20 protein-coding genes are annotated in these 24,454 nt (G+C 32.5%); 14 read left to right on the top strand and 6 right to left on the bottom strand.

Annotation, left to right across the window (positions count from 1 at the left end):
• The first annotated feature begins 14 nt into the window (after positions 1-14).
• The 8 genes from nrfD (at position 15) to ACY2IJ_RS06295 (ending at position 10,058) form a co-directional block, all read left to right on the top strand.
• Positions 15-1,415, top strand: coding sequence for an NrfD/PsrC family molybdoenzyme membrane anchor subunit (gene nrfD / locus ACY2IJ_RS06330; RefSeq protein ID WP_476726306.1), 1,401 nt, complete (start codon positions 15-17; stop codon positions 1,413-1,415).
• Positions 1,405-1,932 (top strand): DUF3341 domain-containing protein, encoded by a 528-nt coding sequence (locus tag ACY2IJ_RS06325; protein WP_476726305.1) that lies wholly within the window; start codon positions 1,405-1,407, stop codon positions 1,930-1,932. Before nrfD ends, ACY2IJ_RS06325 begins: the two co-directional genes overlap by 11 nt.
• Positions 1,933-1,937: 5 nt before the next feature.
• Positions 1,938-2,489 (top strand): c-type cytochrome, encoded by a 552-nt coding sequence (locus ACY2IJ_RS06320; protein ID WP_476726304.1) that lies wholly within the window; start codon positions 1,938-1,940, stop codon positions 2,487-2,489.
• A 22-nt stretch (positions 2,490-2,511) separates the two neighbouring features.
• Positions 2,512-3,921: a quinol:cytochrome C oxidoreductase gene (locus tag ACY2IJ_RS06315; RefSeq protein ID WP_476726303.1), complete on the top strand. Its 1,410-nt coding sequence runs from the start codon at positions 2,512-2,514 to the stop codon at positions 3,919-3,921.
• A 39-nt stretch (positions 3,922-3,960) separates the two neighbouring features.
• Positions 3,961-5,025, top strand: a complete 1,065-nt coding sequence (locus ACY2IJ_RS06310; protein WP_476726302.1) for a cytochrome c oxidase subunit II — start codon at positions 3,961-3,963, stop codon at positions 5,023-5,025.
• A 37-nt stretch (positions 5,026-5,062) separates the two neighbouring features.
• On the top strand, positions 5,063-6,838 hold the full coding sequence (locus ACY2IJ_RS06305) for a cytochrome c oxidase subunit I (protein ID WP_476726301.1): 1,776 nt from the start codon (positions 5,063-5,065) through the stop codon (positions 6,836-6,838).
• 232 nt (positions 6,839-7,070) lie between these two features.
• Positions 7,071-7,349: a pyrimidine/purine nucleoside phosphorylase gene (gene ppnP / locus ACY2IJ_RS06300; protein ID WP_476726300.1), complete on the top strand. Its 279-nt coding sequence runs from the start codon at positions 7,071-7,073 to the stop codon at positions 7,347-7,349.
• Positions 7,350-7,601: 252 nt separating this feature from the next.
• On the top strand, positions 7,602-10,058 hold the full coding sequence (locus ACY2IJ_RS06295) for a T9SS type A sorting domain-containing protein (RefSeq protein WP_476726299.1): 2,457 nt from the start codon (positions 7,602-7,604) through the stop codon (positions 10,056-10,058).
• Positions 10,059-10,122: 64 nt separating this feature from the next.
• Here the strand turns inward: ACY2IJ_RS06295 and ACY2IJ_RS06290 are convergent, their stop codons facing one another.
• Positions 10,123-11,685 (bottom strand): T9SS type A sorting domain-containing protein, encoded by a 1,563-nt coding sequence (locus tag ACY2IJ_RS06290; RefSeq protein ID WP_476726298.1) that lies wholly within the window; start codon positions 11,683-11,685, stop codon positions 10,123-10,125.
• A gap of 253 nt (positions 11,686-11,938) precedes the next feature.
• Here ACY2IJ_RS06290 and ACY2IJ_RS06285 point away from each other — a divergent pair, with 253 nt between their 5' ends.
• Both ACY2IJ_RS06285 and ACY2IJ_RS06280 read left to right on the top strand, forming a co-directional pair.
• A complete protein-coding gene (locus ACY2IJ_RS06285; protein WP_476726297.1) occupies positions 11,939-12,292 on the top strand; it encodes a T9SS type A sorting domain-containing protein in 354 nt (117 codons plus the stop codon).
• A gap of 210 nt (positions 12,293-12,502) precedes the next feature.
• Positions 12,503-15,346, top strand: a complete 2,844-nt coding sequence (locus ACY2IJ_RS06280) for a right-handed parallel beta-helix repeat-containing protein (protein WP_476726296.1) — start codon at positions 12,503-12,505, stop codon at positions 15,344-15,346.
• A gap of 5 nt (positions 15,347-15,351) precedes the next feature.
• Here the strand turns inward: ACY2IJ_RS06280 and ACY2IJ_RS06275 are convergent, their stop codons facing one another.
• Both ACY2IJ_RS06275 and ACY2IJ_RS06270 read right to left on the bottom strand, forming a co-directional pair.
• Positions 15,352-17,034 (bottom strand): RluA family pseudouridine synthase, encoded by a 1,683-nt coding sequence (locus tag ACY2IJ_RS06275; RefSeq protein WP_476726295.1) that lies wholly within the window; start codon positions 17,032-17,034, stop codon positions 15,352-15,354.
• A 38-nt stretch (positions 17,035-17,072) separates the two neighbouring features.
• Positions 17,073-17,930 carry a sterol desaturase family protein gene (locus tag ACY2IJ_RS06270; protein ID WP_476726294.1) on the bottom strand — a complete coding sequence of 286 codons (858 nt, stop codon included), beginning with the start codon at positions 17,928-17,930 and terminating at the stop codon, positions 17,073-17,075.
• A gap of 92 nt (positions 17,931-18,022) precedes the next feature.
• Here ACY2IJ_RS06270 and ACY2IJ_RS06265 point away from each other — a divergent pair, with 92 nt between their 5' ends.
• Together ACY2IJ_RS06265 and ACY2IJ_RS06260 are read left to right on the top strand one after the other, a co-directional pair.
• Positions 18,023-18,571: a YeeE/YedE family protein gene (locus ACY2IJ_RS06265; protein ID WP_476726293.1), complete on the top strand. Its 549-nt coding sequence runs from the start codon at positions 18,023-18,025 to the stop codon at positions 18,569-18,571.
• Positions 18,572-18,580: 9 nt separating this feature from the next.
• A complete protein-coding gene (locus ACY2IJ_RS06260) occupies positions 18,581-18,994 on the top strand; it encodes a DUF6691 family protein (RefSeq protein ID WP_476726292.1) in 414 nt (137 codons plus the stop codon).
• Positions 18,995-19,034: 40 nt separating this feature from the next.
• Here ACY2IJ_RS06260 and ACY2IJ_RS06255 read toward each other — a convergent pair whose 3' ends face one another.
• Genes ACY2IJ_RS06255 through ACY2IJ_RS06245 form a run of 3 tightly spaced genes read right to left on the bottom strand, consistent with a single transcriptional unit; the run spans position 19,035 to position 21,466 of the window.
• The gene (locus ACY2IJ_RS06255) at positions 19,035-19,904 is read right to left on the bottom strand and encodes an alpha/beta hydrolase (RefSeq protein ID WP_476726291.1); all 870 of its coding nucleotides are present in this window, start codon (positions 19,902-19,904) and stop codon (positions 19,035-19,037) included.
• Positions 19,905-19,908: 4 nt separating this feature from the next.
• Positions 19,909-20,796, bottom strand: a complete 888-nt coding sequence (locus tag ACY2IJ_RS06250) for an alpha/beta hydrolase (protein ID WP_476726290.1) — start codon at positions 20,794-20,796, stop codon at positions 19,909-19,911.
• Between the two features lie 4 nt (positions 20,797-20,800).
• Entirely contained in the window at positions 20,801-21,466 is a 666-nt protein-coding gene (locus ACY2IJ_RS06245) for an NUDIX hydrolase (RefSeq protein WP_476726289.1), read from the bottom strand.
• Positions 21,467-21,617: 151 nt separating this feature from the next.
• On the opposite strand from ACY2IJ_RS06245, the gene ACY2IJ_RS06240 reads away from it, so the two are divergent.
• Both ACY2IJ_RS06240 and xylA read left to right on the top strand, forming a co-directional pair.
• Positions 21,618-23,102, top strand: a complete 1,485-nt coding sequence (locus ACY2IJ_RS06240) for a xylulokinase (RefSeq protein WP_476726288.1) — start codon at positions 21,618-21,620, stop codon at positions 23,100-23,102.
• Positions 23,103-23,120: 18 nt separating this feature from the next.
• The gene (gene xylA, locus ACY2IJ_RS06235; protein WP_476726287.1) at positions 23,121-24,452 is read left to right on the top strand and encodes a xylose isomerase; all 1,332 of its coding nucleotides are present in this window, start codon (positions 23,121-23,123) and stop codon (positions 24,450-24,452) included.
• Positions 24,453-24,454 lie beyond the last annotated feature (2 nt).

The following is a 24,454-nucleotide window of genomic DNA, read 5'->3' as shown; positions in this document are numbered from 1 at the left end:
TTAAAATTAATTATATGTCGTCTCATTACGAAGCACCCATCAGAGAACCTTTAGTTTTAGGGGAAAAGAGTTACCACGATATCACAATGGATATTGTAAAACCTATAGAGGGTAAGGCAAATAAAAATTGGTATATAGCATTTACAATTGCATTGGTCGCATTTTTGTGGGGAGTGGGTTGTATTTTATATACAATAGGAACAGGAATTGGAGTTTGGGGATTGAACAAGAACATTGGATGGGCTTGGGATATTACGAACTTTGTATGGTGGGTAGGTATTGGTCATGCCGGTACATTAATCTCAGCAGTACTTTTATTGTTCCGTCAAAAATGGAGAATGGCCATTAACCGTTCTGCAGAAGCAATGACAATTTTTGCGGTTTTCCAAGCAGGTTTGTTCCCGTTAATTCACATGGGACGTCCATGGAACGGATATTGGGTATTACCTATTCCTAACCAATTTGGTTCGTTGTGGGTAAACTTTAACTCTCCTTTATTATGGGATGTATTTGCAATTTCTACATATTTATCTGTATCATTAGTATTCTGGTGGACAGGTTTATTACCAGATTTTGCAATGATTAGAGATAGAGCTGTTAAACCTTTCCAAAAAAAGATCTACGCTTTGTTATCTTTTGGTTGGTCTGGTAGAGCTAAAGATTGGCAACGTTTTGAAGAAGTATCATTAGTATTAGCTGGTTTAGCAACTCCATTAGTACTTTCTGTACACACAATTGTATCTATGGACTTTGCTACTTCTATCAACCCAGGTTGGCACTCAACAATTTTCCCTCCATATTTTGTTGCTGGAGCAATCTTCTCAGGATTTGCCATGGTACAAACGTTATTGGGAATTATGAGAAAAGTATCAAACTTAGAAAATTACATTACTCGTTTGCATGTAGAGTATATGAACATTGTAATTATTGTAACTGGTGGAATTGTAGCAGTAGCTTATGCATCTGAGTTTTTTATTGCATGGTATACAGGTTCTCCTTATGAAAACTATACTTACATGTCTATAGGAGCAGCAACAGGACCTTACGGATGGGCATTCTGGTCGTTAATATTATTTAACATTGCCATTCCTCAGTTGTTGTGGATTACTAAAGTTAGAAGAAGTTTTATTTGGTCTTTTATTATCTCTATAGCAATTAACATAGGAATGTGGTTTGAGCGTTTTGATATTATTGCGATTGTATTAAGTAAAGGTCACTTACCATCTACCTGGACACGTTTTGAGCCTACGTTTGTAGATGTTGGAGTATTTGTTGGAACAATTGGATTCTTCTTTGTATTGTTCTTATTATACGCTAGAACATTCCCAGTAATTGCTCAAGCAGAGGTTAAAACAATTATGAAATCTTCAGGAGAATATTATAAAAAATTAAGAGACGGAAAAAATGAGCACTAATAAAGTTATACACGCATTATATAATGATGATGATGTTTTAATGGATGCCGTTAAAACAGTAAAAGAAGCTAATCATCATATTGAAGAAGTTTTCACACCGTTTCCAGTTCACGGTTTAGATAAATTATTAGGATTGCCACACACGCGTTTAGCTATTTGTGCTTTCTTATACGGATTAACAGGATTGTCTTTTGCAATTTGGATGACAAATTACATGATGATTGAAAATTGGCCTCAAGATATTGGAGGGAAACCTAGTTTTTCTTGGATTGTAAACATGCCTGCTTTTGTGCCAATTATGTTTGAATTGACAGTGTTTTTTGCTGCTCACTTAATGGTAATTACTTTTTACATGAGAAGTAGATTATGGCCATTTAAAGAAGCTGAAAATCCAGATCCTAGAACTACAGACGATATTTTCTTAATGGAAATTCCTGTACACAACAACGAAAAAGAATTAACAGCCTTGTTAAATACTACCAATGCTGTTGAAATTAAAGTAATTGAAAAGCATTAACAACCATGGGTAGATTATTTAAAATTACAGCCATATTAGCAGTAGTAACATTAGTTTTTACTTCATGCGATAAATCTAAACGTAACTTACAATACATGCCAGATATGTATGAGTCTGTTGCTGGAGAACCGTATGCAGAAAGTGTTGTTTTTGCCAACAATATTGAAGCTCAACAACCTGTAAAAGGAAGTATTTCAAGAGGACACATTCCTTATGAATACCCTGATACAAACGAAGGTTATGAAGATGCTAAGAAAAACTTAAAATCTCCATTAACTGCAGAAGATTTAGATAGCGAAAGAGCTAAAGATTTATATACTATTTATTGTTCTGTTTGTCATGGTAAAAAAGGTGATGGACAAGGAGATTTAGTAAAAAGAGAAAAATTCTTAGGAATTCCAAATTACAAGGATAGAGATATTACAGAAGGAAGTATTTACCATGTAATTATGCACGGTAGAAACATGATGGGATCTCACGCTTCTCAATTAAATGAAAAAGAACGTTGGTTAATTGTTCAACACGTTCAAGAATTAAGAAACAACTTGTTAAAATAATTACCAAACACTTAGATAGATTATGTATCAATTTTCAAGTAAATTAAAAATATCAGCTATTGCTTTAATGGTAATAGGTTTAATAGGTATTATTATCGGATTTGTTTCTGCACCAGGTACGGAAGCAGAAGTAGCAGAGATCTTAGCACATCAAGCATCACACGGTGCTCATGGAGATACGCATGCAACCAAAGAAGTAACTCATCATGATGCACATGCAGCAGAGGGGACTCATGAAACACATGCAGATCACCACCAAGCAGTAAAGCACGATACTCACGAAACTTCAGCTCATGCAGAAGGACATAGTGATCATCATTTAGCACACGTTTTACACCAATTGCAAAACAGACCATGGGCTGCATTTTATGTTGCTTTGTTCTTTTTCACATTTGTAACAATTGTTGTATTTGCTTTCTTAAACATTCAAAGAGTTGCACAAGCTGGTTGGTCTATTGTGTTGTTTAGAGTTATGGAAGGAATTTCAGGATTTTTACCATACGTTTCTGTAATATTTTTGGCATTTATTGTAATTACTGCATTTCACGGAAATCATTTATTTGTATGGATGGGAGAAGGAGTAACAGACCCTACATCTGCAAATTATGATGAATTGATAGCAAATAAATCAGGATGGTTAAATGTACCAAGATGGTTAATCTCTGGAATTATCTATTTGGTAGGATGGAACGTTTTCCGTTATTTAAACAGAAAATATTCTTTATTACAAGACAATGCATCAGATTTGGTAAATTATCATAAAAACTACAAGATTGGAGTAGCTTTCTTAGCCTTCTTTATTTTTACAGAATCTATGTCTGTATGGGATTGGATTATGGGGTTAGACCCACACTGGTTCTCTACATTATTCGGATGGTATGTATTAGCTACAGGATTGGTATCAGCTTTAACTGTAATAGCAATGGTTACTGTATACTTAAAATCTAAAGGTTACTTAGAAGTAGTAAACGATAGTCACTTACATGATTTGGCTAAATTTATGTTTGGTTTTTCTATTTTTTGGACATACCTATGGTTCGCACAATTTATGTTAATATGGTATGCAGATATGCCAGAAGAAACAGTGTATTTTGTACAACGTTTTGAAGATTATAAATTTGTGTTCTTAGGAATGATTCCATTGAACTTTATTTTACCAGTTTTATTATTAGTAAATAGTGACTTTAAACGTATTCCTCAAATTGTATTAGGACTAGGAACAATTATATTAGTAGGACATTACATAGATGTTTTTGTAATGATTATGCCAGGAACTGTTGGTGATCAGTGGGGATTCGGAATTACTGAAATTGCAAGTATCTTATTTTTCTTAGGATTATTTATATATGCAGTATTTACTACTATAAGTAAAGCTCCATTAATTGCAAAAGGAAATCCTTTCTTACATGAAAGTGAACACTTCCATTATTAATATATATCATTACATTTGCAAAAAACTTAAAACAAAATTATGTTAGCTTTATTTTATTTTTTCGTAGCTGTTGCTTTTGCCATTGGTGTTTGGCAGGTAAATAAACTACTTACATACAGAGTAATTTTTAAAGAAATTAAAGAAGGTAAACAAACCATTACCTTAGAAAACGACAACAATCCTGTTGCTACAGAAAAAGACAACAACTTACAAGGTAAATTGTTCTTAATCTTTTTAATTGGTTTTTACCTATTAATGGGATATTGCTTAATCTTTTTACACGATATGATGTTGCCAGATTCAGCTTCTGTTGAAGGAGAAGATTATGATAACTTATACAGAATATCATTTTGGTTAATTGGTATTGTTCAGTTTATTACACAAGCATTGTTATACTTTTTCTCTTATAAATACAGAGGTATTAATGGTAGAAAAGCAACTTTCTTTGCAGACTCTCATAAACTAGAGTTAATTTGGACTACAATTCCCACAGTAGTTTTAGCCGTGTTAATTTTATATGGACTATCTATTTGGAATGATGTAACTGATTTAGAAGGTGATGAGGCTATTGTTGTAGAAGTATATGCAAAACAATTTGCTTGGGAAGCAAGATACGCAGGAAGAGACAATGAATTAGGACGTGGAAACGTACGTAATATAGAAGGAGCTAACTCTATGGGGATTGATTTAACAGATCCTAAATCTGCAGATGATATTCCTGTACGTGAATTACACTTACCAGTAGGAAAAAAAGTAGTGTTTAAATTCCGCTCACAAGATGTTTTACACTCTGCATACATGCCACACTTTAGAGCACAAATGAACTGTGTTCCTGGTATGATAACAGAGTTTGGATTTACTCCAAAGTTTACTACAGAAGAAATGCGTAAACAAAAAGACGTTATTAGAAAAGTAGCAAGCGTAAACAAAGTAAGACAAGCAAAAGGAGATGATTTATATGAATTTGATTACTTGTTATTATGTAATAAAATTTGTGGACCTTCTCATTACAACATGCAGATGAAAATTGTTGTAGAATCAGAAAAAGATTATTTGATCTGGTTAAATCAACAAAAAACTGCAAAAGAATTATTTAAGTTATAAAATCTGTTCTAAGAATCACTAAAAGAAAAAATTTATTATGTCAGAACATCATCATAAAGAAACTTTCGTAACTAAATACATATTTAGTTTTGATCATAAAATGATTTCAAAACAGTTTTTAGTAACTGGTATGATCATGGGTGTTATTGGAGTTTTAATGTCGTTATTATTTAGACTTCAAATTGCATGGCCAGAACAATCATTTTCAATAATTGAAGCATTTTTACCTGAACGTTTCCAATCAGAAACAGGGGTAATGAAACCAGATATTTACTTAGCCTTAGTTACCATACACGGTACTATTATGGTATTCTTTGTATTAACAGCAGGTTTAAGTGGAACTTTTTCTAACTTATTAATTCCTTTGCAAATTGGAGCTCGTGATATGGCTTCTGGATTTATGAACTGCTTATCTTTTTGGTTGTTCTTTATTTCTAGTGTAATTATGGTTGTTTCCTTGTTTGTACAGGCAGGACCAGCTTCTGCAGGTTGGACAATTTACCCACCATTATCAGCATTACCACAAGCAATTCCAGGTTCTGGTACAGGTATGACCTTATGGTTGGTTTCTATGGCTATTTTTATTGCACAGTCATTAATAGGATCTTTAAACTACATTGTTACTATTCTTAACTTAAGAACTAAAGGAATGACCATGACAAGATTGCCATTAACAATGTGGGCATTATTTATTACAGCTATTATTGGGGTTGTTTCTTTCCCTGTATTATTTTCAGCTGCCTTATTATTAATTTTTGATAGAAGTTTTGGTACTTCTTTCTACTTATCTGATATCTTTATTGGAGGAGAAGTATTGAACTATCAAGGAGGTTCCCCAGTATTATTTGAGCACTTATTTTGGTTTTTAGGTCACCCTGAGGTATATATTGTATTATTACCTGCATTAGGATTGACATCAGAAATTATATCAACAAACTCGCGTAAACCAATTTTTGGTTACCGTGCAATGATTGGATCTATTATGGCAATTGCGTTTTTATCAACAATTGTTTGGGGGCACCATATGTTTATTTCAGGAATGAACCCGTTCTTAGGATCTGTATTTACTTTCACAACTTTATTAATTGCAATTCCATCTGCAGTAAAAGCATTTAACTATATTACTACTTTATGGAAAGGAAATTTACAGTTTAATCCTGCTATGTTATTTTCAATAGGATTGGTGTCAACATTTATAACAGGTGGTTTGACAGGAATTGTATTAGGAGATTCTGCTTTAGATATTAACGTACACGATACTTATTTTGTGGTAGCTCACTTCCACTTAGTAATGGGGGTTTCTGCTATTTATGGAATGTATGCAGGAATTTATCACTGGTTCCCTAAAATGTATGGAAGAATGATGAACAAAACATTAGGATATGTTCACTTTTGGATTACTGCAATAGCAGCATATGGAGTTTTCTTCCCAATGCACTTTATTGGTTTGGCTGGTTTACCACGTAGATATTACACAAACACTAGTTTTCCTTTGTTTGATGATTTAGCAAACGTAAATCAAGTAATGACAGTGTTTGCTTTGATAGGTGGAGCTGCACAAATTGTTTTCTTAGTAAACTTCTTTATGAGTATTTACAAAGGAAAAGTTGCAAGCCAAAACCCATGGAGATCTACTACATTAGAGTGGACAACTCCTGTAGAACATATTCATGGAAACTGGCCAGGTGAAATTCCTGAAGTACACCGTTGGCCATATGACTACAGTAAAGTTGATGAAAATGGTGAATACATTTTTGGAGAAGATTACATTATGCAAACTGTTCCTCTAAAAGCAGGTGAACAAGAATCATAGAAATATATTTATAAATAAAAAACGAGGTCTTTACATTAAGACCTCGTTTTTTGTTTTAGGGAATTATAATTTTTAATCATTTCATTTGTTATTAGTATTTATGCTTTTTAAAGATTCAAAATCACTATTGTACGTATTTGCTAAAACTCAAATAACAAGAAAGGTTTATTTGTTTTTCTTTCACAACAAAGATGTGTACTTTTGATGACTAATTATAAAATAGATACGAATTATGATATCATCAAACGAATACTTTAACGGTAATGTAAAATCATTGGGGTATGAGAACAAAGGAAAATCTACTTTAGGAGTAATGGAAGCAGGTGAGTATGAATTTGCTACATCTTTACATGAAACAATGAATGTAATAGAAGGTGAAATGACTGTAAAATTACCAGGCTCTACAGAATGGATTACTTATAAAGCTGGAGAAGCTTATCAGATCAACGCAAATGAAAAATTTCAGGTAAAAGTTTCAGAACAGACTTCATACTTGTGTAAATACCAATAGATAGTATTGCATATTCAATGTTAAACACCAATCTTTTAATTAGATTGGTGTTTTTTTATATGTGTATTTTAGAAGTAGTTTTGTTGCGAATTACTCAATAAACAGGTTGTTTGTTTGTTTATAACTAGACAATAAGTATACATTTATTGTAAAGTTATTGCAAAGTGGGGTGTAGGTGAGTAAAAAGACATGCGTATCCCTTTGTCTTTTTTAGGTTTTATAACTTTCACATACTAACCTAAAATACGAACAATGAAAAAACTATTTTCAGTAAATAAAAAGAATATTACTATTCTTTTTTCTTTAGTATTAAGTCCAATATTTGCAGCAAATATACATGTTGCTAAAAATGGAGTAAATGCGTTAACAGGAAGGGGTACATCTACTGCTCCTTACCAAACTATTAGTTATGTCTTTACTAATGGCTTAATAAGTCCGGGAGATCATTTAGTATTACATGCAGGTGTCTATAGAGAGACTGTAGTTGTAAATGTAAATAATGTTACCATAAGACCCCAAACCGGAGATAATGTTACAATCTCTGGAGCAAATTGGTATGGAGCGAATAGCTGGAACGATACTAATAGTGATGGGATTTTTGAACTAACCCTAAATACAAGTCAGGTTGAAACGGATTTTACTCAATTATTTGTAAATGGTCAACACAAGCAAATCGCAAGATTCCCTAATAATACTTCTGCTTATGAGAGTTATATTTCGGGAAGCAATAGAGAAATGATGAACCCTACAGATCAAACTACAGGTTTTGCTGTTTTATTAAATGCAAGTAAACCAGCTGGGACAAATCAAACAGGGCAAGTAACCTTTTCTTGGCATGGTGGAACTCCAAAATTACCCGATGTAACGTTTACCAATGAAGCCATTGTAAGAGGTTTTATAGGAAAATTAAGAAACAACATATTCTCGTATTCTCAAGATGGAGGTCAGGTAACAAGAGCTAGTGGAAATAACGATAGAGTGGTTACTTTTAAATCATTCAACACTCAGGGTAATATATGGGGAGGAACAGGAACTGTAACTCAACCAGAAGGTTTTGGTTATATTATGGATTTATCTGTTTTAGATTATGAAGGAGAGTGGTTTTGGAAAAAGGCAGAGAATAAAATGTATTATAAGCCAGTAGGTGGAACAGTTACAGGTAAAAATTTTGAAATTCAAAGAAGAGAGTATGTTCTTAAAGTACAAGCAAATAATGTAAATGTAGAAGATATCAATTTTAAAGTGGGAGAAGTTGAGTTAACCAATGCAAATACAACAACGTTTACGAACTGTTCTTTTACGTATTTGTCTCCTTATCAATATAGAAGAGAATACGGAGTTTTTAGAAAAGGAATTTTGTTAACAAACGCAGATAATACCACATTTGAAAGCTGTTATATTGGTCATACATGGGGTAGTGGAATTATTATTTTGAAGGGATCTGACAATACAAAAATAAACAATAGTTATATAGAAGATATTGGTTGGATGGGACAGTTTACTGTTGCAGTAGAGAATAACGGAAACAATACCCAAATCACTAAAAATACGTTTGGTAAAGCTTCTCGTTTTCATATTAGAACTACCGAATCAGTATATATGAAAATAACAGATAATGATTTTTATGGAGCCATGTCTATGGGAGAAGATGCTGGTTCTATTATGTTTACAAGTACAGGAAAACCGAACGGTTTAAACATGAATAATACATTAATAGCATGGAATAAAATTCATGACCAAAAAGGAATTCCTGCATACGACCCACAAGATTACAGTAATAAGAAGTTTATAGTGGCTCTTTATTTAGAAGATGCAGATAATTATACTGTTCATCATAACTTAATTTACGGTTTAGATGATGAGTATACTAGTGTAAGGTTTAAAAGTGATGGTGTTACCCCAGAGACTACTAGAAATAATAATATTATAGCTTATCTAGGCCCTAGGACGAAACAAATGACCAATAAGATGCATTATTACAATAATACTTTTTATGGGTATAGTAGGTTGTTTAGTTTTTGGCAATTAACAGGAGGAAGTGTGGATGCTATGGAAGTGAAAAATAATCTTATTGTAAATGATAAAGAAAACTTTTTAGATGCAGGTCCAAATCCTAATAAACTTACAGATACAAATCTAACATCATTCATTGCAAGCGCAAATCAAGGAGTTTATAACGTTGATATTGTTGGAGCTAAAAACAGAGGAGTATCAGAGACGAATCCTAACGTACATTATGAAAATGCTGCTAATGCTAATTTTAGACTTAAATCAGGCTCATCATATAATAATGATGGAATTGTGATTTCTGGTGTAACCACAGAAGCTACACCCGCAATAGGGGCTTGGGAAGGGGCTGCTAACTGGCAAAAAGAAAGAGTTTTTAATGCAGGATCAAATATTACGAGTTCTACATTTACTGGTGTTACAAGTAAACTAAGCTTAGATACAAATTTAGTTTATGAGAATTTAAATGCGACAACGGTGTATCCAAACCCGTTTGGCTCTGAAATAAATATTTCTCTAGGAGATGATATTACTGGGGATACAACCATGATTAGTATTTATACTACTGTCGGTGTTAGAGTTCTTTATCAGCAAGCTAATAAAAAACAGATATCACTAAATACAGCTAATTTAGCTCCAGGGATTTATTATTTAGAGATACAACATACTGAAGGAAAAATTGTAAAAAAGCTTATAAAGTAAACTGAATTTTTAACATAGCTATTAATGTAAACGCGAACCTATAGGTTCGCGTTTTTTGTTTTTATTACAAAGCTATTTTTTTAGTAATTATTTTATTGCTAGAATTAATTGTAATAGCATAGATTCCTTTTGCAATAGTAGAAGAATCAATAATTTCTTTAGAAGATGAATTTGCAATTGTTTTGATTATTTTCCCCGAAGATAATTCTACAATAGTAATCCTAGATCCTATAACTAGATGGTCAATTACAATACCTTTATCTGTTTTAATGTAAGTACTTAAAGGCAGAGTTGCTTCAGAATTATATGTTACATTTTCATTGTTTAATGGCATAGCCATAGATGAAATTAAACAAACTTTATTCTTATCATTATCATATACAATATTTGGAGAGCAAGATCTAAATCCTGTATAAGTTTGTGTATTTTCTGTATGCCCCGAAGTTCTGTAAGTAACTTTGTATTTACCTGCACCTGACCAATTTGTAGCTGTGTTTTGAGCATCAAATAAAAGTGGAGCTATTGATGGAGCTTTTCTTGAATCAGGATCAGTTCCTCCTGTTAAAGCAAATGAATTAAAAGGGTTTGCATTTCTATATGCTTGTGGGTAAAAACCATAGTGTTTCTGTTTAATTTGAGCTAGGTGTTTACTTTCGTTAGAATTACGAGTTACTTTAATTTTACCACCTATAGTTACACTGTTGTATTTTCCTGCTGCAAATCCTCCCTCAGCAAAACCTTTGTCTATTCTCATCCCAAAACTACAATTATGTGAAGTAACGTTTTTAATAACTGCGAAGCCTTGGTTTTTTGTATGTGGAGATACCATTACCGCAGCATTTCCATTTATACCTGTAATATTAACTCCGTAAAGTTTTGTAGAAGTAGCAACACTAGCTCCTGCATCTCTCATTAGTTTCCAACCACTTTCAAATCTTAAGGTAACACCACCATAGCCTTTTAAATTTTTAAAAAGAACGTTTTTGGCAGCTTGTACTTGAATTAGCCCATATCCATAGTCTGAATTGGTAATCGTACAATTTCTAATGATACCATTTTTTGGAATTCTATTCCAATTACCACCACTAGGCGGTGATAAACTAAAACCGGATAAAAATGTTTGATTGTCTTTAATCAAAACCCCTTCTATTAGAAAGTTTTCTACGTAGCCAATTGTAAATGCAGATACTTTGTCTCCTCCACTATAATTAGAATAATCTATCGTAAACTTTCCAGTAGGAGCGTAAATTTTAACATTAGAAATTTTTTGTTGGCTACCTTTCCCATTTGTAGCTAAATCAAACATAAAGAATGCAGAAGTTGGTTTTAAAATAGCTTGGTTATTAATCTCTATATAAGTGTTAGATTTTAAATTGATAATCTTATTTAGGTTGTGAGTACCGGCAGGTATTTTTACAATACCACCAGCATTTCCAAAAGCTGTAATGGCATTATTAATTTTATCAGAAGTAACAGGTTTATTAATAGAAGTAATAGCTGTAGGAGCTATGCCGTTAAAAAAAGTATGATTTGCTGGAATTGTAACTTGTTGGGAGTATCCAAAATCAAAAAAAGTTAATGAAATACCTATTAAAAGAATAATAGATTTTAGGTTAATTTGTTTCATTTTAAAATAGTTTTTTGGTTAAGTGCAGCAATTTCATATTTACTAATAGATAACTAGTGCTTGTAAATAAATTATTTGTGTTTTTAAGGTGTTTTTATTAGTGATGTGCTTGTGAATTATTGTTTTTGTTGTGGATTATATAATAATTGTTTGTTTTGTAGGGAAATACTTATTCTGAACAATATGGAACTTTAATTTTATTACTAATTCTTCCTTTTTTGTATTTACGGAGCTTCTAAAAAAGCTAAGGACTATGATGTATACTAATTTTAGTTTACTAACTAAAAACTATACTTTTCAAAATGCAACAAATAAACAAGGAGAAAGTTTAAGCGTTAACGATTTCAATCATCAAGAAGAAAAGATAAGTATAACACCTAATCCGTTTAAAAATCAATTAAATATTGTTTTTGGAGCTGATGTAAAACAAGGAGCAGAGGCTTTGGTAAGAATAGTCAATGCAAATGGTCGTATTGTTTGCACTAAAACGATGATAGTTAATCATGATGAAGAAAATCATATAAATACAAGCCATTTAAAACCAGGAATGTATTTTTTAGAAATTACACATGATAAAGGTAGAGTTCTAAAGAAATTAATCAAATAAGTAAATAGAAGTATACATTATTGTAAAGTCCAATAGTTACGCTATTGGACTTTTTATGATAGATTTTAACTGAACAACAAATAGCTTGACGAATTAATTATTTACAAATAATTAATTTTAGTTTGTTTTAATGAATTAAACATATGAAACCTTGTTGTTTATTGTATTTATCTAATTTTATATACAACTAAAACCGTAATCTCATTTACAATGAATCATTTTATTAAAAAGTATGTTAAGAGTAGTTTTTATATTTTCTGTTTATTCTTAACCCATACTATTTTTGCAGCAGAAATACATGTAGCAAAAAATGGAGTAAATGCGTTAACAGGAAGAGGTGATGTTTCTGCTCCCTACCAATCCATAAAATATATTTTTGAAAATGGCTTAGTCAATACTGGTGATGTGGTGGTGGTTCACGAAGGAACATACAGAGAAACCATAACTGTAAATGTTGCAAATGTAAGCATAGAGCCTTTTGAAGAAGAAAAGGTAGTTGTTACAGGAACAGATATTCTTTCTAATACAAGTTGGCAATTAGATTCTAGTAGGCCAGGTGTTTTTAAAACAACATTAAATAAAAATCAAGTAGAAACAGATTTTACACAATTGTTTGTAAACGGAGTTCATCAACAAATAGCAAGGTATCCAAACAATACCACTCAAGTTCAAAACTATTTGATAGGAAAACATAAAGAAATGATGAGTCCTACGAATCCCGAAAGCGGATTTGCTATTTTGTTAAACGCAAGTAAACCTGCAGGAACAAATCAAACAGGACAAGTTACTTTTTCTGCACATGAAGGAGTTCCAGAAATTCCAAACGTACCATTTACCAACGAAGCTATTATTAGAGGTTTTATAGGAAAACTAAGAAATAATATTTTTTCATATTCTCAAGACGGAGGACAAGTTACTAGAGCAGGAAATAGGTTGGTAACGTTTAAATCTTTAAACACACAAGGGAATTCTTGGGGAAAAACAGATGCATATTCTCAGCCAGAAGGTTTTGGTTACATAATGGATTTATCGGTGTTAGATGCAGAAGGAGAGTGGTTTTTTAAAAAAACAGAAAACACTTTGTATTACAAACCCCAGGGAGGAACTATAGAAGATAAACTATTTGAAGTAAAAAAAAGAGAATTTGGATTTGTTATAAGAGCTAATAATGTAACCTTAAAAAATATTCATGTTCAAGCAGCTGCTATGGATATTAAAAATTCAAAAAGTTTTAAAGCACAAAACTGTACATTCACTTATTTGTACCCTTATCATTACAGAAGAACTTACGGAGTTTTAAAAGAAGGAATTGTTTTAGACAATGCAGACAATGCCACTTTTGATAGTTGTTATATAGGACACACGTGGACAGGCGGAATTATTATTGATGACAATTGTGAAAACACAATAATTAATAATTGTACAATTGAACAAATTGGTTGGATGGGGCAATTTATGGTTGCGGTATGGAACAATGGTAAAAATACTACAATAACTAACAATACTTTTGGAAAGGCATCAAGGTTTCATATTAGAACAACAGAAGCCGTATATGCTAAAATTACGGATAATGATTTTGCAGAAGCAATGGCAATGGGAGAAGATGCAGGATCTATTATGTTTACAAGTACAGGAAAGCCAGGACCTAAAGGTTTAGATATGCAGGGAACAGAAATAGCTTATAACAAAATTCATGACTTACAAGGAATTCCTGCTTTTGATACAACTCCAGGATACAAAAGGCAAACTGTGGTTGCTTTTTATTTAGAAGATGTTCATAATTACACAGTACATCATAATTTAATCTACAACATTAAAGGAGATAATTATACAAGTAAAAGAGGAGTTTCTTACAATGCTCAAAGCGATGGGAAAATGCTGTATTTAGGGCCTAGAGATAAAGTAATTGATATTAAAATGGGATATTACAACAATACGTTTTGGAACTACGATAAGTTTCTAACCTTTTGGCATAGAACAGAAACAGGCTTAACAGAGAACTTAGAGTTAACCAACAATCTTTATATGCAAGGTAAAATCAATACGGTTTCAAATATAGAAGAAACAAACCTTGAAACGTTTGCTAGCAAAGCTGCCACATCTGTAAATTACGAGATTCTTCTTAACACAAATGAAGCCATAGCCAATGCCAATGCACATTTTGAAAATGCTACAAATAACGATTTTAGATTAAAGGCTAATTCTGCTTTTAATACAGGAGGAACGGTTGTACCTAATATCACAACATCTTCTAATCCATCTTTAGGAGCTTTAGAAGGAAACACACCAGAATTAAAAAATAGAGTGTTAAATGCGGGTTCTAATTTAACAACCCAATCATTTTATGGAGTAGAAAAATTAGATTATGGAAATGATAATATTTCAATTCAAACAATAGGTGAAACTTGTCCAGGAGCTAATAATGCTAAAATTAGTATAAAAGCAAAACAACCTTTGTCTTACAATGTGGTTATAAATGGAGAAAATTATTCTTTTACCAAAGAATTAGAAGTTACTAACTTAGAGCCTAAAAAGTATCAATTTTGTATTAGTGCTCCCGAATTATTAGATGAGAGTTGTTACCAAGTTGTTTTGCCTAAAAGCACAGCTTTGTCCGGAAGCTCAGAAGTTGACCTTTCAGGTAAAGTAACGTTTAATGTTCAAGGAGGAACAACTCCCTACCGTGTTTTGGTAAATCATAAAGAAGTATTACAAACAGAATTATCGTCTTTTGCAGTAACAGCTAAAACAGGAGATGAAGTAGAAATAATGACTGATAAAGAATGTGAAGGAAAAATTTATGAAAAGGTATTGCAAGCAAACAAAGCAAAAGCTTTTCCTATGGTAACCAAAGGAAATGTAACAATTACCTTACCAACTCTTAATACAAATCAAGTAGTTTTAGAGGTTTATAGTATGCAATCAAAATTATTGATGAAAAAGGAGTACAAAAAGAATAGTATAGATTTAGATTTTTCAGAATTTTCTAATGGTATTTATATTATAAAACTATACTATGGAGAGCATTCAATTCTAAAAATTGTAAAACAATAGTAGTTTTAAAACTCAGCCTCAACCTTAACTTTAATTTCTTTTTTTGTTATAGGGTGTTGAAATACAATAGACTCTGCATGTAAGTGGAGTCTATTTTGTTTGGTACCATACAAATCATCACCTACAATAGGAGTGTTTAATCCCAATTGATGAGAGGCGTGAACTCTTAATTGATGTGTTCTACCTGTAACAGGATAAAAGTAGACTTTAGTTTTTCTGTTCTTTTGTTCTATAATTTCCCATCGGGTTCTGGCAGATTTTCCATGCTCAAAACAAACCAATTGTCTTGGTCGGTCATCAATATCTAAACGTAACGGTAGGTCTATAAAACCTTCTTCTTTTTCTGGAATTCCATCTAACAAAGCCACATAACGTTTGCTTACTTGTCTTTTGATAAATTGACGTTGTATGTGTTCGTGAATTTCTTTGCTTTTAGCAATGACCATCAGTCCAGAAGTAGACATGTCTAATCTATGTACAATTAATGGACCTGTGGCATTCGGGAATTGTTGTTTCATTCGTAAATAGACAGAATCATCAATAGTTTTTCCGGGTACGGATAAAAACTCGGCCGGTTTGTTAATTACTAACAAATAGTCATCTTCAAAAACCGTAGTAATTTCTTTTCCTATAGCAGGGTTTGTTAACAAAGGATTGTCGTCTAACTCCACTCCTTCTAACATATGTCCTAAAATAGGTTTGCATTTTCCTTGGCAAGCAGGGTAGTAATTTCCGTGTTTTCTAATTTCAGATTTAGGGCTGTCTCCCCACCAAAATTCGGCCATGCAAATAGGAGTTAACTTATTGGCAAATGCATATTGCAACAACTTGGGAGCAGCACATTCTCCGGCTCCTGCAGGAGGAATGTCAAAAGGAGTGTTTTTAAAAATAGCCAATAAATCTTTTCTGTTTCCAGCTTTATTTAAAAACTGATATTGATGAAATAGATAGTTTTGCAAAGCATTAGATTTTGATTTTCTTTCTGCTTTTAAGTGCTGTATTTTATTTTTAAAAACAGCTACTTGTTTCTCTAATTCTTTTATTTGTTCCTCAAAAGATTGAGTTACTTTTTTTAAGTTACTTTTGGCTTCTACACTTTTTTTAGCCAACTCTTTTAGTAGTAAATTGTATTCAGGTTCTGATAAAGTTTGCTGTCCTTGTATACGTTGTTGTTTTCTTTGTTTTTTGGCTTCAATCATAAAAGCCCTTAAATTTCCTATTTCTTCCGAAGCTGTTTTAAGTGTTTGAGCTAGTTTAATTTTAGAACGTTGATAATCTGGATTATTTTCTAAAGCTTCTACCTGAGCATTAAGGTTGTTTAAAAGAATTTCTTCTTGTAAAAAGTAACTATCCTGTGTTAACATATCAAACACAGGGGGTACAAAATAAGTATGATTGTTGGTTCCTGCTAACTTTCCAGAAAAAGCACTAATAAATCCAAGGTCACCTTGTTGATTTTTAACCACCAAAACCCCAAACATTTTACCAATAGGTTTTTCGTTTAGTTCATTTTCTTCTGTAAAAGGATGTACCCATTCTTTTTGATTTTGAATGTAGGTTTGTACTTCTTTAGCTGCTAATTCACACAAAGGATGGGTTTCGTAATAAAACGGATAAGTAAACTTTTTGGGCAAAGCTATATCAGAAATAGGACTGCTAAAAGAATGAAAATAGTTGGGTGTAGACATTCAAAAAATAAATTTAAGCACAAAGATACTCAATGTATTTAGTTTTTAAAACCAACCCAAAGTTGTTTCCAAAAAGAATTTGGAATTTTTTCATCTCCCATAAAACCAATTTCTAAATCTTTATTAGGTGTAGGTAAGTAATTGGTTCTAAAAATATAATCCCAAAGGCTTAAACTAATTCCAAAATTCACCCCAAACTGTTTGTTTTTTGGCAATGTATATGCGTGATGATACAAATGCATCACAGGATTGTTAAATACATATTTTAAAGGCCCCCAAGTAATATTTAGGTTGGCATGGTTTAAATGGCCAATGCAAATGGCAATAAAATGGACTATATAAGCTTGTTCGGGCTCAAAACCTCCAATTAACATAATGGCCAATGTTTTTAAAGGTTTGTATAAAATATTTTCCATCCAATGGTAGCGTAAATGTGCTGCAAAGCCCATTTCTTTTACACTGTGATGTATTTGATGGAATTTCCATAAAAAATGAAATCTGTGTAGCAACAAGTGTGTAAACCATTGAAAAAAATCACTCAATACAAAAAAGATACAAAGCTGCGTTATAGGTGATAAATCATCAACAGGAAAAAGAACTAAAGAGCTTGTATTAAGCCCTATAGATTGTAAGAGTTGTCCAAAAAGAGTGTAAAACCCATTGATAAAAATACTGAATAGAAAAAAGTTAAAAAACATATAAAATCCATCTAACCAAAAGTCTTTTCTAAAAATGCTTTGTTCTTTTCTCCAAGGAAATACAATCTCTAACCCCCATACAATTAAAGAAATAAGAATCAATCCCCAGAAATAATTTTGAGACCAATGCGTTTGAAAAGTAATCATTTGATAAACCCATGAAATGCCATTCAAAAAACTAGTAATAAGAGTGTTCATTAACGTGTATAATTTTGCTTGTAACAATTGTTACATGTGCATTGGTCGTGCTTAACTACCTTTGCTTAAAATTAATAATTAAAAATTAGAGAATGAGTTTAATTTTAGAACCTTGGCCGTGGTATGTTTCAGGATTTTTAATTTCTGTGGTAATGTTTGTTTTGTTGATGATGGGAGATCAATTTGGAGTTTCTTCTAATTTAAGAACTTTATGCACCATGTGTGGAATTGGGAAAAAGACAGCTTTTTTTCAATTTGACTGGAAAGCACAAAAATGGAATTTACTAGTAGCTTTAGGAATGGTGATTGGTGGTTTTATTGGAGCTAATTTTTTATCAACTAACGCTGGAGTTTCTATTAATCCTATTACAGTAGAACAATTGCAAGAAATTGGAATTACAAGCTCTGATAGTCATTTTTTACCTACCGAATTATTTGAAACTTTTACCTTAAAAAGTATTGTTATTTTAATTGTTGGAGGATTTTTAGTTGGTTTTGGAGCAAGATATGCAGGAGGTTGTACCTCTGGACATGCCATTTCAGGACTAAGTAATTTACAACTTCCTTCTCTAATAGCTGTTATTGGTTTTTTTATAGGTGGTTTGGTAATGATTCATTTTTTATTTCCCCTAATTTTTTAACACATAGACATGAAAAATAGTATATACATAAGCATTGGAATCTTTTTTGGAATTACCATGTACAAATCAGAAGCGGCTTCTTGGTTTAGAATTTATGAAATGTTTCATTTTCAGGCATTTCATATGTATGGAATTATTGGAGTAGCTGTAGTAGTTGGTATTATTATGGTACAACTTATAAAAAAGTTTCAGCTAAAGAGTTTTTATGGAGTTCCTATTACGTTTAGTGACAAAGAAAAATCTGTAAAAAGATATTTGTTCGGAGGAATTATTTTTGGATTAGGTTGGGCTTTGGCTGGTGCTTGCCCAGGCCCTATGTTTACATTGGTAGGAGCAGGCTTTTATAGTTTGTTAATTGTTATTGCATCGGCCACCTTTGGAACGTATGTTTATGGAAAAATAAAAGATAAATTACCTCATTAAAACAAACAAAAAAGAGACCTTAAGTAAGGTCTCTTTTTTGTTATTTTATAGGGGTTATGAGATGTTCGCTTACAGCCCAATCGTAAAAACGTTCTATCCATGTGTCCGAAGGTAAGTTTTGGGTTTTCATTCCAAAACCGTGTTTCCCTTTGGCATACATATGCAGTTCTGCATTTTTGTTTTGTTCTTTGTAAGAAGTGTATAAGTTGATGCTACCCATTGCTAGTTTTAACGGATCGTTACTGGCACACACAATAAATAAAGGAGGGGCATCTTGTTTTGGTTCTTGTACCGGATATTCACTAGTCCAAGGATAGATAGGAGCTAAAAAATTGGGTCTGTTATTTTTTGTATAACTATAACCAACTCCCATTGTAACCGCTCCACCTGCAGAAAACCCCATTACTCCAATTTTGTTGGGGTCAATAGAAAGTTGATTTGCATTTTCTCTTAAATAAGTAATAGCATTTAAAGCATCATCAATAGAAGCAGGAAATAATTTTTGATGCAACTCTTGTCTGTCTTGTTTGTTAATTCTGTTTAATTTTTTAAACTCATCAAAAGTTTTTCCTTTTTTTGTAGGTCTTAATCTGTATTTTAAAACCACAGCGGTTACTCCTTTTTTCACCAACCAATCTGCAACCATAGTTCCTTCGGTTAAAATGCTACTAATAGTCATTCCTCCACCTGGTAGTATTACCACAGTTGTTCCTGTGTTAATTTCAGCTTTAGGTTTAAAAATCTGAATACTTGGTTTTGATATATTGGCAATTCTAGGAATGTCTGTTTGATAAGTAATTTCATCGCCTACCCAAGTAAGCCCTTCTACTTTATGGTAAGGAAGTTTTACAATTTCTTGTGCTTGTAGCATAAAAGTAGAAAGTATTAAAATTAGAAATGTTTTAAACATAGTTTTAATTTTTAGGTGTGATTAAGTTTTCGTTTACTCCCCAATCGTAAAAACGTTCTATCCAAGAATCGGTTGGTTTTCCAGTAGTTTTTAAACCAAAACCATGACCTCCTTTTGCGTAGATGTGTAGTTCTGCATTTAAATCAAACTCTTTCCACGATTTGTATATGTGTATACTTCCCATGGCCAAATCTAGAGGGTCGTTAGATGCACAAACAATAAAAATAGGAGGAGAGTCTGTTTGTGGTTTTTGTACCGGATATTTAGAAGTCCAAGGATAAACAGGAACTAAAAAGTTAGGTCTGTTTTTTTCGGTATAATTATAAGCCACTCCCATAGCAACCGCTCCACCAGCAGAAAATCCCATAAATCCAATTTTATTAGGGTTGATTCCGTAAGTAACCGCATGTTCTCTTAAGTAAGAAATTGCCGTTAATCCATCTTTAATAGAATAAGGAATAACTTTGCTTACATTTTCTTGAAGTTTTTCAGGATGATTTTTATTTAGGATTTTATATTCCTGAATAGCCTCTTTCTTTTGTGTAGGAACCAATCTGTATTTTAAAATTACAGCGGTAATTCCCTTATCATTTAACCATTTGGCTACTTTTTTTCCTTCGTTTACAATGCTTAATGCATACAAACCACCTCCAGGAGCAATAACAACAGTAGTTCCGTTTTTATAATTTGTAGGTTGGTAAATGTCAATGCTAGGTTCAGAAACATTGGTAATAATATCCGTATTCCAATCTTTTGTAAAATAATAATTCTCAGTTCCCGTCCATGTCACATCATCAGCTTTGGTAAATGGAAGTTTTATGGTTTCCTTTTTTTGAGCAATAAGGGTAGATGTAAAAAGGGTAACTAAGAATACTTTTTTTAAAAGTGACATGAGTTTATAGTTTAAAGTAAAAACCTTCTTCTTTTAATTGTTGATACATGTTTTCATCAAATTTATAAAGGATTGCGGGTTTATGAGCTACATTTTTTTGTTTTTTACCTGTGTCAATTAACAGTTTCATTTGATTCAACTTGGTTCTAAAATTACGTTTGTTTAGTTGCACTTGTAAAATGGCCTCGTAAACTTGTTGTAAATTGGTCAAGCTAAATTCTTCAGGTAATAAATTAAATCCAATAGGTTCGTAGCGTACTCTTCTTTTTAATTTTTTGTGAGCAGATTCTATAATTCTTTTATGATCAAAAGCTAGTTCTGGCAATTTATCAATATCGCACCATTCTAATTTTTCAGCAGTATATCCTGCTCTAGGAGAATAGTTTTCAATGTTAATTAATGCATAATAACTTATGGTAATAACTCTTTTCCCAGGGTATCTATCTACCCTACCAAAAGCCTGAATTTGTTCTAAGAAAATATTATCTAAGTCGGTAATTTTTTTTAACGTGTTTTCTGCACTTCCATAAATACTTATGTTTTCATCTAAAAAATCTCCGGGCAAAGCCATCAATCCTTTAGAAGGTTCGCTGTTTCTTTTTATGAGCAATACTTTTAAGGTTTCATTTTGAAAACCAAATATTACGCAGTCAACCGAAGTTTCTATCATATGAATATCAATGTTTGCGCTAATTTATTGATAGTTTCATAAATAAACTAACTTTTTGTTTGAAATACAATGACAACTAATTATATTTGCTTAGTTTGTTAAGTAAACTAAGTGTATTTTAAGTATACAATCATCAAAAAACACAATTTGTATGTTATCAATTGGGTATGATTTAGGGAGTTCATCAGTAAAAGCAGTTTTATTTGATAACCAAACCAAAGAAGTAAAAGCATCTGCAAGTTATCCGGAAAGAGAAATGGCTATGGATGCACCTCAAGAAAATTGGGCTGAGCAAAATCCAGAAGATTGGTGGAGTAATATTCAGAAAGTAACAGACAAACTTTTTAACCAAGTTACAGAGAAAAGAAGTCAAGTGGTTGCTATAGGAATAGCCTATCAAATGCACGGTTTGGTTACTTTAACCGATAAGGGAGAAGTAGTAAGACCTGCCATTATTTGGTGCGATAGTAGAGCTGTTGAGGTTGGAAATAAGGCTTTTAAAGAAATAGGAGAACAAGTTTGTTTGGAAACCATGTTAAATTCTCCAGGGAATTTTACAGCCTCTAAATTGGCATGGGTTAAACAAAATGAACCTGACTTGTATCACACTATTGATAAAATAATGTTACCAGGAGATTATATAGCTTATAAATTTACTGATAGTATTACAACTACAAACACAGGACTGTCTGAAGGAATTTTGTGGGATTTTAAAAAAGAAGCATTAAACAAAACTTTAGTTGATTATTATGGTTTTGATACGTCTTTATTTCCAGAAGTAAAACCTGTTTTTGGAGAGCAAGGTAAAATAAGTGAGAAAATAGCAAAAGCATTTGGATTTAGTTCTAATGCTGTTGTTTCTTACAGAGCAGGAGATCAGCCAAACAATGCATTTTCTTTAAACGTGTTAAAGCCAGGAGAAATTGCTGCAACAGGAGGAACCTCTGGTGTTGTTTATGGAGTGGTAGATCAATTAAAGTACGATGCAAAACAAAGAGTCAATACTTTTGCTCACGTAAATCATACAGATCAAGAAAGAAAATTAGGAGTACTGTTGTGTATTAACGGAACAGGAAGTGCATACGCTTGGTTGCGTAATAATTTGGCAGCAGATAAAGACTATTTTGAATTAGAAAAACTAGCGCAAAAAGCATCTACAGGAGCAAACGGATTAAGCTTTTTACCTTTTGGAAATGGTTCGGAACGTATGTTGGCAAATAAAATAATAGGAGCTCAGTTTGATGGTTTGCAATTTAACAAACACAAATTAGCAGATATGGTAAGAGCTTGTTTAGAGGGAATTGCTTTTTCTTTTGTGTATGGAATTAAAGGGATGAAAGAATTAGGTTTAGAGCCAAGTGTTATAAAGGTAGGAAATGATAATATGTTTCAATCAGAAGTGTTTGCTACAACCATTGCTACTCTAACAGATGCTAAAATACAAGTAAAAGAAACTTCTGGAGCTGTAGGAGCTGCTATTGGAGCAGGTTATGGAGCTGGAGAAATAGAGAATTTACAAGATGCCTTTGCTAAAGAGAATATTCTTAAAACATACAAGGCAGATGCCTTAAAAAAAGAAGCTTATCAGGTAGCTTATGATAAGTGGGTAACAGCATTAGAATCAAAATTAAATTAAAAATACAATCAAAATAATATGTCAAAATTAACGATCGGAAGTAAAGAATACTTCAAAGGAATTGGAGAAATTAAGTTTGAAGGAAAGGATTCTAAAAATCCTTTGGCCTATAAATATTACAACCCAGATCAAATAGTGGCTGGTAAAACAATGAGAGAACATTTTAAGTTTTCTATTGCTTATTGGCATACCTTCTGTGGACAAGGTTCTGATCCTTTTGGACCAGGAACACAAAGTTTTGAGTGGGATAAAAATGCAGATCCAATACAAGCAGCAAAAGATAAAGCCGATGCCGCTTTTGAATTTATTACCAAAATGGGATTTGATTATTACTGTTTCCATGATTTTGATTTGGTACAAGAAGGAGCAACGTTTGAAGAGTCTGAAGCTCGTTTAAAAGAAATTGTAGCATACTTAAAAGAAAAGCAAGCAGCAAGTGGAGTAAAATTATTATGGGGAACAGCCAACTGTTTCTCTAATCCACGTTATATGAACGGAGCATCTACCAATCCTAACTTTGATGTAGTAGCAAGAGCTGGAGCACAAATAAAATTGGCTTTAGATGCAACTATGGAATTGAACGGAGAGAACTATGTATTCTGGGGAGGACGTGAAGGTTACATGTCTTTATTAAATACAGATATGGGACGTGAATTGAACCACATGGGACAATTCTTAGGATTGGCTAAAGATTACGCAAGAGGAAAAGGGTTTAAAGGAAACTTTTTTATTGAGCCTAAACCAATGGAGCCAACCAAACATCAGTACGATTTTGATGCAGCAACAGTGGTTGGTTTCTTAAACAAGCACGGTTTACAAGATGATTTTAAAATCAATTTAGAAGTAAACCACGCAACGTTGGCAAGTCATACCATGCAACACGAAATGGATGTGGCTGCACAAGCAGGTATGTTAGGTAGTATTGATGCCAACCGTGGAGATTACCAAAACGGATGGGATACAGACCAGTTTCCTAATAACATTCAAGAAACAGCAGAAGCAATGTTGGTCTTCTTAGAGAACGGAGGATTGCAAGGAGGTGGAGTAAACTTTGATGCAAAAATCAGAAGAAACTCTACAGATTTAGAAGATATTTTTTTAGCACACATTGGTGGTGCAGATACGTTTGCTAGAGGTTTGTTGGTTGCAGACAAAATTTTAAGAGAATCTGATTACAAATCGTTAAGAGAAAAACGTTACGCTTCTTTTGATTCTGGAAAAGGAAAAGAATTTGAAGAAGGAAAATTAACATTTGAAGATTTGTATGCAATTGCTAAAGAAAACGGTGAATTACCAAACATTAGCGGAAAGCAAGAATTGTTCGAAAATATTGTAAATAACAATATATAAAT

This window comes from Wenyingzhuangia gracilariae, assembly GCF_056387575.1.
The sequence above is the reverse complement of the archived record's forward strand: the minus strand, read 5'-3'. Positions and strand labels throughout refer to the sequence as shown.

Excerpts from the sequence above, each read along its gene's own strand:
- nrfD (WP_476726306.1), top strand. The coding sequence starts at position 15 with ATGTCGTCTCATTACGAAGCACCCATCAGAGAACCTTTAGTTTTAGGG.
- ACY2IJ_RS06325 (WP_476726305.1), top strand. The coding sequence starts at position 1,405 with ATGAGCACTAATAAAGTTATACACGCATTATATAATGATGATGATGTT.
- ACY2IJ_RS06320 (WP_476726304.1), top strand. The coding sequence starts at position 1,938 with ATGGGTAGATTATTTAAAATTACAGCCATATTAGCAGTAGTAACATTA.
- ACY2IJ_RS06315 (WP_476726303.1), top strand. The coding sequence starts at position 2,512 with ATGTATCAATTTTCAAGTAAATTAAAAATATCAGCTATTGCTTTAATG.
- ACY2IJ_RS06310 (WP_476726302.1), top strand. The coding sequence starts at position 3,961 with ATGTTAGCTTTATTTTATTTTTTCGTAGCTGTTGCTTTTGCCATTGGT.
- ACY2IJ_RS06305 (WP_476726301.1), top strand. The coding sequence starts at position 5,063 with ATGTCAGAACATCATCATAAAGAAACTTTCGTAACTAAATACATATTT.
- ppnP (WP_476726300.1), top strand. The coding sequence starts at position 7,071 with ATGATATCATCAAACGAATACTTTAACGGTAATGTAAAATCATTGGGG.
- ACY2IJ_RS06295 (WP_476726299.1), top strand. The coding sequence starts at position 7,602 with ATGAAAAAACTATTTTCAGTAAATAAAAAGAATATTACTATTCTTTTT.
- ACY2IJ_RS06290 (WP_476726298.1), bottom strand. The coding sequence starts at position 11,685 with ATGAAACAAATTAACCTAAAATCTATTATTCTTTTAATAGGTATTTCA.
- ACY2IJ_RS06285 (WP_476726297.1), top strand. The coding sequence starts at position 11,939 with ATGATGTATACTAATTTTAGTTTACTAACTAAAAACTATACTTTTCAA.
- ACY2IJ_RS06280 (WP_476726296.1), top strand. The coding sequence starts at position 12,503 with ATGAATCATTTTATTAAAAAGTATGTTAAGAGTAGTTTTTATATTTTC.
- ACY2IJ_RS06275 (WP_476726295.1), bottom strand. The coding sequence starts at position 17,034 with ATGTCTACACCCAACTATTTTCATTCTTTTAGCAGTCCTATTTCTGAT.
- ACY2IJ_RS06270 (WP_476726294.1), bottom strand. The coding sequence starts at position 17,930 with ATGAACACTCTTATTACTAGTTTTTTGAATGGCATTTCATGGGTTTAT.
- ACY2IJ_RS06265 (WP_476726293.1), top strand. The coding sequence starts at position 18,023 with ATGAGTTTAATTTTAGAACCTTGGCCGTGGTATGTTTCAGGATTTTTA.
- ACY2IJ_RS06260 (WP_476726292.1), top strand. The coding sequence starts at position 18,581 with ATGAAAAATAGTATATACATAAGCATTGGAATCTTTTTTGGAATTACC.
- ACY2IJ_RS06255 (WP_476726291.1), bottom strand. The coding sequence starts at position 19,904 with ATGTTTAAAACATTTCTAATTTTAATACTTTCTACTTTTATGCTACAA.
- ACY2IJ_RS06250 (WP_476726290.1), bottom strand. The coding sequence starts at position 20,796 with ATGTCACTTTTAAAAAAAGTATTCTTAGTTACCCTTTTTACATCTACC.
- ACY2IJ_RS06245 (WP_476726289.1), bottom strand. The coding sequence starts at position 21,466 with ATGATAGAAACTTCGGTTGACTGCGTAATATTTGGTTTTCAAAATGAA.
- ACY2IJ_RS06240 (WP_476726288.1), top strand. The coding sequence starts at position 21,618 with ATGTTATCAATTGGGTATGATTTAGGGAGTTCATCAGTAAAAGCAGTT.
- xylA (WP_476726287.1), top strand. The coding sequence starts at position 23,121 with ATGTCAAAATTAACGATCGGAAGTAAAGAATACTTCAAAGGAATTGGA.